General features: G+C 56.2%; 9 protein-coding genes. 1 reads left to right on the top strand and 8 read right to left on the bottom strand.

From position 1 onward, the window contains the following. Positions 1 to 240: 240 nt before the first annotated feature. The 8 genes from ACFWW2_RS16385 to ACFWW2_RS16420 all read right to left on the bottom strand — a co-directional run bounded on the left by ACFWW2_RS16385 (position 241) and on the right by ACFWW2_RS16420 (position 8,934). Positions 241 to 2,220, bottom strand: coding sequence for a thiamine pyrophosphate-binding protein (locus ACFWW2_RS16385; RefSeq protein WP_393929672.1), 1,980 nt, complete (start codon positions 2,218 to 2,220; stop codon positions 241 to 243). Next, positions 2,210 to 2,500 carry a hypothetical protein gene (locus tag ACFWW2_RS16390; protein WP_393929674.1) on the bottom strand — a complete coding sequence of 97 codons (291 nt, stop codon included), beginning with the start codon at positions 2,498 to 2,500 and terminating at the stop codon, positions 2,210 to 2,212. Before ACFWW2_RS16390 ends, ACFWW2_RS16385 begins: the two co-directional genes overlap by 11 nt. Further along, entirely contained in the window at positions 2,497 to 3,261 is a 765-nt protein-coding gene (locus ACFWW2_RS16395; RefSeq protein WP_393929676.1) for a hypothetical protein, read from the bottom strand. Before ACFWW2_RS16395 ends, ACFWW2_RS16390 begins: the two co-directional genes overlap by 4 nt. After that, entirely contained in the window at positions 3,258 to 4,310 is a 1,053-nt protein-coding gene (locus ACFWW2_RS16400; RefSeq protein ID WP_393929678.1) for a Rieske 2Fe-2S domain-containing protein, read from the bottom strand. Before ACFWW2_RS16400 ends, ACFWW2_RS16395 begins: the two co-directional genes overlap by 4 nt. Further along, entirely contained in the window at positions 4,307 to 4,684 is a 378-nt protein-coding gene (locus ACFWW2_RS16405) for a hypothetical protein (protein ID WP_393929680.1), read from the bottom strand. The genes ACFWW2_RS16400 and ACFWW2_RS16405 overlap by 4 nt, the downstream gene beginning before the upstream one ends. Then, positions 4,684 to 6,291 (bottom strand): glutamate synthase-related protein, encoded by a 1,608-nt coding sequence (locus tag ACFWW2_RS16410; protein ID WP_393929682.1) that lies wholly within the window; start codon positions 6,289 to 6,291, stop codon positions 4,684 to 4,686. The genes ACFWW2_RS16405 and ACFWW2_RS16410 overlap by 1 nt, the downstream gene beginning before the upstream one ends. A 24-nt stretch (positions 6,292 to 6,315) precedes the next feature. Further along, positions 6,316 to 7,521 (bottom strand): cation:proton antiporter, encoded by a 1,206-nt coding sequence (locus ACFWW2_RS16415; RefSeq protein WP_393929683.1) that lies wholly within the window; start codon positions 7,519 to 7,521, stop codon positions 6,316 to 6,318. A 519-nt stretch (positions 7,522 to 8,040) separates the two neighbouring features. Continuing rightward, complete coding sequence (locus tag ACFWW2_RS16420; RefSeq protein WP_393929684.1) at positions 8,041 to 8,934, bottom strand: LysR substrate-binding domain-containing protein; 894 nt, start codon at positions 8,932 to 8,934, stop codon at positions 8,041 to 8,043. A gap of 387 nt (positions 8,935 to 9,321) precedes the next feature. On the opposite strand from ACFWW2_RS16420, the gene ACFWW2_RS16425 reads away from it, so the two are divergent. Beyond that, positions 9,322 to 10,800, top strand: a complete 1,479-nt coding sequence (locus ACFWW2_RS16425) for a phosphate ABC transporter substrate-binding/OmpA family protein (protein ID WP_393929685.1) — start codon at positions 9,322 to 9,324, stop codon at positions 10,798 to 10,800. Positions 10,801 to 10,844: the final 44 nt, after the last annotated feature.

The raw sequence follows: 10,844 nt of genomic DNA on the forward strand, positions 1-10,844 counted from the left end.
ACCATGACGTATAGGCGGGTGTCGCGAATTGAAGTTAAGACCGTGTTTAAAGGGCGGGTCCACGGCCTATTTCAGACCTTGGCCAACCGGTCGGGTGCTGCGGTGCAGCTTTCGCATTACGGTCATTCGCGCATCTTGCAGCATCATCTCGAATTACCAGCATTAGCCCAACAAAGCGTTTTGCTGGTTTGATCCTCTGCAATGCAAAAATCGGGCCAACCGGTCAGAAGCAGCGGTCACTTATACCAGATCAGCATCAGTCATGATTTCGACCAATGCAGGACCACGGACGCCAAGAGCCTTTCTAATTGCACCTTCAATGTCTTCGGTCTTAGTCACCTTCTGTCCATGCCCACCGCACAGCTTGGCGAAGGCCGCGAATGATGGATTGTGCAGATCGGTCTCCCACACAGGCCATTCGCCCGATCGCTGCTCCTTCGAGATTTTGCCGAGCTCACCGTTGTGCAAAAGGATGTGAGTGATATCCATTCCGTATTTAACAGCTGTAGTGAAATCCATCGGGTATTGCCCGAAGCCCCCGTCGCCAGAGATCGAAATGACTTTGCGCCCGCGCAGCGCGTCGATATCCTGCGTGGCGGCCCATGCGCCAATCCCGGCCGGAAAACCGTAACCGATGGACCCCAGATAACCGGACATCAAAACGCGCTGATCCCCTTTGGTTTCCAGATAGCGTCCAAAGGAATAAGTGTTGTTGCCCACATCCACGGCAAAGATGGCGTCGTCCGGGGCAAGCTGCCCAAGCGCGTCGAAGATGGCGAAAGAATGGATGCCGCTACCACGTTCCTCCGCCAAGCGCCGCCGCTTCTCATTGCGCCATATCTGCCAGCGATCGGCCAGCTCCGGGCGCTGATCCACAGCATCTGCATTGGGCTTTAATGCGTGCAGTGCCGCGTCACAAAAGGCTCCGATCTCGCCCCAGACCGGGACTTTTACGGGATGGAACTTGCCTAGCTGCATCCGATCATAATCGACCTGAATAATGTTTTCTTTCAGCGCGATGCCGGTGTGATTTGAAAAGCTCGCACCAAAGGCCACCAACACGTCGGCCTCATTCATGAACCAGCTTGCAATGGGCGTGCCAGAGCGGCCAAGCACCCCGGCCCCAAGCGGATGGCTGTCCGGGACCAAACCTTTGGCCTTGAAGGTCGTCACCACAGGTGCTCCGATTTTCTCCGCCAGGGCCAAGATCTGATCGCGGGCTGCGTAGGCACCGTGTCCGACAACAATCATGGGGCGTTTTGCACCATTCAGCAGGGCAAGGGCTGCATCAATATCGGTCTGCGCAGGCGTGACCCTGGTGCCGCCCATCCGACCGGTCGGGCTGCCAGCTGGCTTGTTGGATGGCAAGGTCTGTACGTCGTCGGGAAAGATCAGATGCGCCACGTTTTGTTCAACGATGGCGTTCTTGCATGCCAGCGACATCAGCTCTGCATGATTGGAACTGCTGAGGACCGGTTGCGAGAAGGTGGACACGGCTTGAAAGGCCGATTTCAGATCGATGTCCTGAAACGCGCCGGGACCAATGACTTGGGTCTGAACCTGACCGGTCAAGGCCAGCACGGGCGCGCGGTCAACCTTGGCGTCCCACATGCCGGTCAGCAGGTTCGTGGCCCCGGGGCCAGCGATGGTCAAACATGCGGCAGGCTGTTCGGTCAATTTGCCGTAGGCAGAGGCCGCGAATGCCGCCACACCTTCATGCCGGATACCGTAGTATTTCAGCTTCTTGTCAATGACCGCGCGGCGGATCGCGTCGGCCAACCCAAGGTTCGAGTGGCCCACCATGCCAAACACCGATTGCACGCCCCAGTTGGTCATTGTCTCGACCATCACGTCCGTCACGGTTCGTTCGTGTGGGGGCTCGGGATCTAGCCCCACGAAAATCTCGCCTTCGCGTATGTCGATGGGATACAACTCCTGGCCTGAATCCTCGTGTCCGCCGGGCGGTTTACCTGTGAGCGGGTCAAAGTCCCAACCATGCCACGGACAGCGGATCCAGCATTTGCCGTCGATCCCTTTCTCGATGGACCCTTCGCCAAGCGGTCCTTTTTGGTGCGGACAATGGTTGTTCATTGCCGCCCATTGGCCATCAAAATGCACCAGACAAATGGAGGTCGTGCGCGCGGTGACAGTTTTCACGCGGCCTTCGGGAAGGTCTTCGATCCGGCCAACCGATATCCAATCCAGGTTTTCATTGCTCATGATAACTATCCTTTTCGGATAGGTCGGCGGGAAACAGAAAATCGATGAACTTTTGCAAGTAGGTCAAAATCAGGAAAACGCCCGTCGCCCAGATCAACAGCTCAAACGGGGCAAAGGGTGTGCCGCGCAACCAGCGGCCAAGCAGGCCGCCACCGGGGCGCAGCGCCTCCCATCCGAACAACCCACTGCGCGGCCAGAGGTCGAGAAACCAGAAGCGGGACAGGTAAAGCATGATTGTGCCAACCAGAAGGATCAGTACGAGAAGGGCAATCCGTTTCATCCGTCGATCAGTTCCATTGTGGTGGTGTCCATCCGCAATACAAGGATATCGCCACGGCGTTCCAAATCACCTTCCAAGCTGATAAACTGACCTATGTAGTTATAGGCGGCATCCGGCAAACGGGTGCCATCGGGCCCTGTGATCAGCATGAAGTCAGATCCTTCAATCGGTTGGGTCGACACAAATACCGGGGGCACATCACCCAGCAAACACAGGTTTGCGCAGGCCTTATGCGCCAGTCCTCTGCCCGGGCGCATCGCCCCATTCAGGCATTTTCCATCACAAATCTCGCCTGCGACTTTCCAGCGGCCAAGCTGTTCTGTCACCATTTCCGGCGGATTGCCTTCAGCGGCTGCCAGCCCTTGCCTGCCGCCGCGCAACTGCATCATGTCGATGGTGCCCCTTTGCAGGATAATGCCCGAGACGGTCGCCAGTTGCCCCTCTAACCCCATCGCCCGCATATCGACCCCAGCTTTTCCCGCACTGGTAAGCATGAGCGTCTTGCCCGGTTTGATCAGATCATTGCCTTGAGTCACGCGAAGCAGGGGGTAGGGTGTTAGCTCGATCACCCCAGTGACCGTCTGACGACCGTAGTCGAACCGGAAACCAGACGCAGGCGGTTCATCTTGCGTGCTGCCAATCAGCAGTCCCGTAAACAGGAACGTCGCCACCACCAACACAGACGCCAGCAGCAAAAATCGGCGCAGCGGTCCAGGCACGGGCAGGTAGCCCACAAAAAACGGGTTGTTCTTATCGCTCATGCTGTCACCTCGATCTGGACAGGTTCGACATAGGTGCCGGGCGGGTTGGCATCGCGGTGGACTTGCACGCCGGCCCCGTTCAGCCGGATGTTGTAGGTGGGCACCATTTCGGTGAAGGGCGCGGGCGACCGCCCATTGGTTACATCATATTGGAAGCCGTGCCATGGACATGTCACCAGACAATCAATCACGCGACCTTCGCCCAATGGCCCGTTTTGGTGGGCGCAGGCATTTGAAATGGCGCTCAACCTGCCATCTTGTCGGAACACAGCGACCCGGTCACCGCTAGGCAGTATCTTGATCTTGGCAAAGCCTTCGCGAATGTCGCCCGCATCACAGATGTCAATCCAGCCGTCGATGTCAGCGCCACGCTCATCCCCGCCCCGCCAATCCAGCATTGCAGCATAGGCATGAAGGCCCGCAACCGCCAAGGCTCCGCCGATAAAGATCACCGTAAAGGTATGGTTCTGTTGATCTTGTAAAATGCCCAAACTGACGTGGGCAACAACCGCCAGATAGGCGAAATAGATCAGGCTATGGATCCGTTTCCAGACCGGAGGGGTCAGGAATTTCATCCAGAAATCGTGACTGGTGGCGGCCAGAACAGCCAGGCACAGCAGCGCGAAAACTCCAAATATTTCGAACGGAAAGCCCGCCAATTGGCCATAGCTTGTATTGGCAAACAGCAGTGCCTCGTATTTGTCGGAACTGGAAAAGGCGAAATACCAGTTCAGGATGTAACTCGCGTGCGTGATCGCCACAAAAACCGTCATCACCCCAAAGTGTCTGCGATTGTACAATAGCGGCAGAAAACGACGGTCGATCCGGGCAAGCGGCCCAATGCACAAGATCACCGTCAGCATCACAAAGGCGCAAGCCCCAAACGCGCGGGCATTGTGCACCTGCGGATTGATGGGGAATTCATGGCTCAGCAGTTCGGGGCTGACAAAAATGAACAGCCACAAAAACAGGACAACCCCGACCAGCATCACCGCATCATAAAGCCATTTATTCCGGTTCCACTGGACGGGGATGTATTTCACACTCATTCGGATGCCTCCGCCGGTGGGGCCAGACGCTCGGGCAGGATATCAGCGGGCCAGCTTTGCCGAACGGATAGCCCGGCTACGATGGTCACAATAATCGCCACCGGCATGATCATGGCAAACCATTGATGGTTATGCCTGCGGGGACGATAGCGATGCGACCACTCATCCTTGCCATCAGCAAGGATATACCAGCGCCATAGGATCAACGGCCAGATCAACAGGATGCCCGGTACCAGCAGCGGCCGAAAAACGTAGGCGCCCCGCGCATCCTCATCCAGACGATCAATGCCAAAAATCAGAAAAGGAATGGCCACCAGCGCACCAGCTGCCCCCCATAGCTTGACGATGAACAGGATGAGTTCGGCCTGATTCATCACATGCCCCCAAAAGCAACGCCCGACAGGTCGGACATGTCTTTCTTCCAGGTCGTCAGATCCTCATGGTTGAACTTGGACAAATGGTCATGGCCGCAGGCACGGGCCATCACCTGCATCAGCTCCACTGAGGCGTCAAAGAAATTGGCCAGTTGCTGGGCAGACTTGTCAGCAATCAGGCGATTAACCAGATGCGGTTTTTGCGTTGCGATCCCGACAGGACAATTGTTGGTGTGGCACGCGCGCATCGCCAAACAACCAATCGCCTGCATGGCCGCGTTTGAAACCGCAATCGCATCCGCCCCCAGCGCCATCGCCTTGATGAAGTCCGCAGGTTTTCGCAAGCCGCCCGTGATCACGAGCGAGATATCGCCGCGCCCCAACTTATCAAGATGCCGGCGGGCACGGGCCAGCGCCGGGATTGTCGGGACCGAGATATTGTCGCGGAAAATGATTGGGGCAGCGCCAGTTCCGCCGCCGCGTCCGTCCAGAATGATGTAGTCGACGCCCACAGCAAGTGCCGCGTCGACATCTTTTTCGATATGCTGGGCAGAGAGTTTATAACCGATGGGAATACCGCCGGTCCTGTCGCGCACCTCATCGGCAAAATCTTTGATCTGGCTCACGTTTGTCCATTCAGGGAACCGGGGGGGCGATACCGCGGGGGTCCCTTCCTCAAGTTCGCGCACTTTGGCGATCTTTCCCTTCACCTTGTTGCCCGGCAGATGACCACCGGTTCCGGTCTTGGCACCTTGTCCACCTTTGAAATGAAAGGCTTGCACCTTGTCGAGCTTGTCCCAGCTAAAGCCAAACCGGGCGGATGCCAGCTCGTAAAAATAACGCGAATTCTCTGCCTGCTCCTCAGGCAGCATGCCGCCCTCCCCCGAGCAGATGCCTGTGCCCGCCAGCTCTGCGCCCCTTGCAAGTGCCACCTTGGCAGATTCCGATAGTGCCCCAAAACTCATGTCAGAGACGAACAGCGGGATTTTCAGTTTCAGCGGCTTCTGAGCATTTGGTCCGATTATTACTTCGGTCCCCACCGGGTCATCATCAAGCAGCGGCGGCCTGGCCAATTGCGCCGTCAATAGCTGAATATCGTCCCAATCCGGCAACTCGGTCCGAGGAACACCCATAGATTCAACGATGCCGTGATGACCCGTCTTCGTTAGTCCATTCTTGGCATAATTCTGGATCATGCTGTTATAGGGTTCTGCGTCTGTACCATGGCTGGGGTCGGCATAAAGGCCCAAATAAGCATCACGATTATAGGGCTGTGGGTTGTCATGACCCCATGCGTCAATCTCATCTGCATCAACACAGATGTCGTCACCTTCGACCCATGAAACGAACTTCGGCAGCTTCTCATCGTTGGCGTAAGCCGATACACCACTGTCTAGACGGTAGTCCCAGTTGTGGACGCCGCAAATCAGATCATCGCCCCGCACATGTCCATCAGACATCAGCGCACCACGGTGCAAGCAGCGGCCATAGAAGACTGAGACTTCGTCATCAAAACGCACAACAACCAGATCTACCTCGCCCACAATGGCATATTCTGGCTTGCGATCGGCAAGTTCACTATACTTAAAAATGGTCGTCTTATTCATGGCAGTCCCCACCGTTTTTCACCGTCAGATTTTATGCATCGTTACCGGCCTTACTCTGTCTTCGATTGGCTGCGTTTCGGGGCAGCTGCCCATGTGTGCGACCTTCCGACCGTACCACTTTGCCCCAGGTGCTGCAGTAACACCATGGAGCAGTGCACTGATCCAAACCGTGTTCACGGCTATATGCAGGATTTGAACACCCAGTTCATGCGGGATCAACTCAACAACAAGCAGGGCAAAGAGTGCCGTAGCAAGGCCCCTAGGTCCGAACCAGCCAAAAAACAGCCGTGTTAAGAATGACGCGTCCGTGCCAAGCAACGCAAGCCAGATCGCCAGTGGCCGGACGATAAACAAGCTGATCATGATCAAGCCAAACATGGGCAACGTAAGATGTGTGATTGCGTCTGGAACAAGGGCAATGGCAAGCAACAAGAAAGCCGACCACGCCAAGAGCTGCCCATCGCCCTCAACAAATTCATAGATGAATTTGCAACGCCCCTGCACGACCGCGCCAAAGGCCAGCCCGGCAGAAAAGGCCGCAATAAAGCCGTTCCCACCAATTTGGGTGGCAAGAAGATAGGATGCACCGGCCAAGGCGAGCGCCGCGATCCCTTCAAATGCTTCTGACGTCAATGCGTGATCTTTGGCATAGATGAGGACCCGACCGCCCATCCACCCCAACGCCACACCGGCCAATGGGCCAAGAACCAGTTGCTTGGATGCGAAGGCGATCCAGTTATCATTGCTTTGCGTTATAGTCTGTGCGGTCAGACTGGCAAAAAACAAGATAATCGGCAGGGCAAGGCCATCATTCAGCCCGCTCTCAACCACAAGCGCGCGACGCGGACGGATCGGGACATCCGTATTTGACACAACCTCCTGTCCAAGGGCGGCATCGGTCGGCGCCATGATTGCGGCCAGCAACAAAACAGCGGCCAGCGGCCACTCTGGTAAAAATAGCCAACCTGCCAGAGCGCCGAAGACGATAGCCAGAGGCAGGCCAAATAGCAGCATGCGTGCAGGCCACACGCGTCGCATTCTGAGCGCAGGCAGATCTGTCTGGGCCGCGTCCAGAAAAAGTAAGATGACCAACGCGATTTCCGAAACAGGGTGCAGCAGAACCTCAGCGCTGTCATGTGGAACCAGTCCGGTGACAGCGATGACAGCGCCAAGGGCCAAAAAGACCATCGGCGCCGTCACAATGGTCGATGCCAAGCGCTTGCCGGTCATGCAAAACACTATCGTGACAGCGCATATGATGAGCAGTCCCAACACGTTTATACCCTTTCATTCATTCACGGCCTCTGTCTACCTGTACAAAACTCCGCCTGACCAAACTCTGCCGGACGGTCGTACTTACCCTGAATAACCCTACGTGTTTCCGATAACCGCTATACGCGGCCGATCTTAGATACTGACGGCCCTAACCGGACTTTGAGCAATGTCACTGGATGCTACGCTGCGGCTCGTCGTAGCTGCCATGCGCGCATTGTGCGGCATTTCAGCAACCGGGATGACCGCTATGCGCGAGAAGCAACATTTCGCTGTTTTTGCGCCAATGTTTGATTAAGCGGCAGTAGTCGGTATAATGAATCTAGTTCTTAGCGGACAATTCAAATAGCGGTATACGGAAAACGGTACTCGACAGAATTATTTCGCCTCACACCAAATTACGTTTCGACATTCGCCACTTTTGATCGACAGATTTTATTCTAGATGTTTAAGCGTAGCGGCAAGAGTCGGTCTTCATCAAAGGCCGAGAGGTACTGATGCATTCGGCAAGTATTCTAAAAAATTGGTGACAACCGACATTTGCTCATTTTCTCGCCACGCCGCATGTACGTCAACGGTCGGACCGCCGCCCTTCAGCGGCAGGAAAACGACATCATCCCGCCTGAAGTCGCTGACCCATGACGGAACCAACGAGACGCCAAGACCTGACGCGACCATTGCAATAATCATGTGCCTTTCATTTGCTTCTTGCAGGATATTGGGTTCGATCCCGTTTGAACGCAGATAGTCGAGAACGACATCAAACATGATGGGGCGGCTGCTGCGCCCAGAAATGACGAGCGGTTCATGCGCAATATCGGAAATCGCTATTTCAGATGAACCTGCAAGCGGGTGACTTTTCGGAAGCGCTGCGACGATAGGTTCGGATAGAATAAACCGTGACTGCAAATGTTCATCATTGGGTGGTTTGCGCACGAACGCAATGTCGAGCGAGCGGTTTTCCAACATGTTCAATGCGGGGGCCGAGAGCATTTCAAACACTTTCAGATTGACGTTCGGATTGACCTCTCTGAAACGACGGACCACGCGCGGCAAAAGCCCTGCCGTCGCTGAATCCACCCCCCCGATCTTTAGAATATGTGCGCCTTCTTCTCCGGCGGATCGCGCTACACGCACTGCGGCCTCAGATTGGGCAATCGCGGCCAATGCCTCTGGCAGGAATGCCTCGCCGGCAGAGGTGAGGCGGACACGCCGCGTCGTGCGAATGAAGAGCGGAACGCCCAAATCATACTCCAGCATCTTGATCTGAGCAGAGAGGGCGGGCTGGGCAAGATGCAAACGTTCGGCCGCACGTCCGAAATGGAGTTCGTCGGCCAACACAACAAAGATGCGGAATTGCTTGAGTTTCATACATGCAATTTAGCATGGAAAGCCTATTTATATAGAGGGGTTGATTAATTCTCCGAATTCCGACCTTGGGCCAATGTTTTCAAGCAAATTGGGTAACCTAAAATTTATTAATAATAATTAACTTATAAAAAACTGCGATGAGTGCGCCTCATCTTTGCCAACTTGGACCGCAATGATCCATCTGCAATGCCCGCCACGGTCGCATACGGACGACTGTCCGGGCACTTTTTCAGACTGGTTAACGAGGACATAGATGATGACCATAAGCACGAAAACGCGTCTATACGCGTCCACATTTTTGGTCTTAGCAGCGACGACGCTGCCGGCCTTCGCACAGACTGTGACGTTGACGGCGTTGAATGCTGAGATACGGCGTTGAATGCTGAGATGTCGATTGAGGGTGAGTTGTTGGGGTTTGATGGTGAGACCTATAGGATCAACACGGTTCTGGGTGAGTTGACGTTGAATGCGAGCATGGTGCGGTGTGACGGGGCGGCCTGTCCTGTGACAACCCCGGCAATATCGGAGTTTCGGATTGCAGGTTCGCCGACCCTGGGCAAGGATCTGGTGCCCGGCCTGCTGCGCGCCTATGGCAGCAACAAGATCGACACATTTGGCTCCGTCAGCCGGTCGGCGGGTCAGGCCGGTGCGGTCGGTTACGAGGTCATCAGCGCCTCGGGCGAGATGATCGCCGCCGTCGATATCGGGGCCTCGAACACGACCGATGGTCTGACCGATCTTTTGCGCGGGGATGCGGCGATTGCCCTGGCCTCGCGGCCCGCCCGCAACCGCGAAGCGCGCGCCTTTGAAGAGGCGGGCCTTGGCGATATCCGGTCCACACAGAACGAACATATCGTGGCCCTGGACGGGCTGTTGCTGGTCACATCGCCGGACAACCCTGTCCGCGCGATCACCGAGCAGAACGCAGCCCTGGCCTTTGCCGGACGGATCAGCAACTGGGCTGAACTGGGCGGGCCGGATGCGCCGATCAACATCTATGTCCGCGACACCAATTCGGGCATCCGCGAGGTGTTCGATAACCTGCTGATGCGCCCCAACGGGCTGCAGATCTCAAACAATGTCGTGCTGGTGCAGGATGATCAGGTCCTGTCACAGGTTGTTGCCATCGATCCTTACGGGTTGGGTTTCACCAACTTTGCCGATGGCGAAGGGGCCAAGGCGCTGGCGATTGAAGGGGTCTGCGGGCTGCAAACACCACCCAACGCCTTTACCATCAAGACCGAGGAATACCCGCTGACCCGCCTGCTTTACATGTACACGACCGATCAGCGGTTGCCGGTCCATGCCGACGGCATGCTCGATTTTGCCATGTCCGAAGACGCGCAGGATCTGATCTCGAACGCAGGCTTTATCAATCAGGCGATCCGCGAGGCCTCGATCGACAGTCAGGGGTTGCGGGTGGCGTCGGCTGTGGTGGCCAACCGGGACTTCTCGACCTTTCCACAATTGCAGGAAATGATGCAGCAGTTGATCAGTTCGGACCGTCTGTCGACCACGTTCCGGTTCGAGACCGGGTCAAGCAATCTTGATGCTCGTGCGCAGGATGACATCGTGCGTCTGGCCCGCCTGCTGAGCACCGATGCGTTCCGCAACAAAGAAGCGGTGTTCGTGGGCTTCACGGACTCGGTCGGTGATCCCGAACTGAACCGGCAATTGTCCGAACGCCGCGCCCAACAGGTGGTGCAGCAGCTGCTGGACGAGAACCCGAACCTGCAGGCCAATGTCGCCCTGCAAGCCATCGGGTATGGCGAGATCTCCCCGCTGGGATGCAACGAGACCAATACAGGCCGCCGGATCAACCGCCGTGTCGAGGTCTGGGTCCGGGATGTCGTCGCACGCAACTGATGCGACAGCCAACCAAACACACCCAAATCAACACGGATCTGACA

The sequence above is a fragment of the Yoonia sp. R2-816 genome, assembly GCF_046762905.1.
In the GTDB taxonomy this organism is placed as follows: domain Bacteria; phylum Pseudomonadota; class Alphaproteobacteria; order Rhodobacterales; family Rhodobacteraceae; genus Yoonia.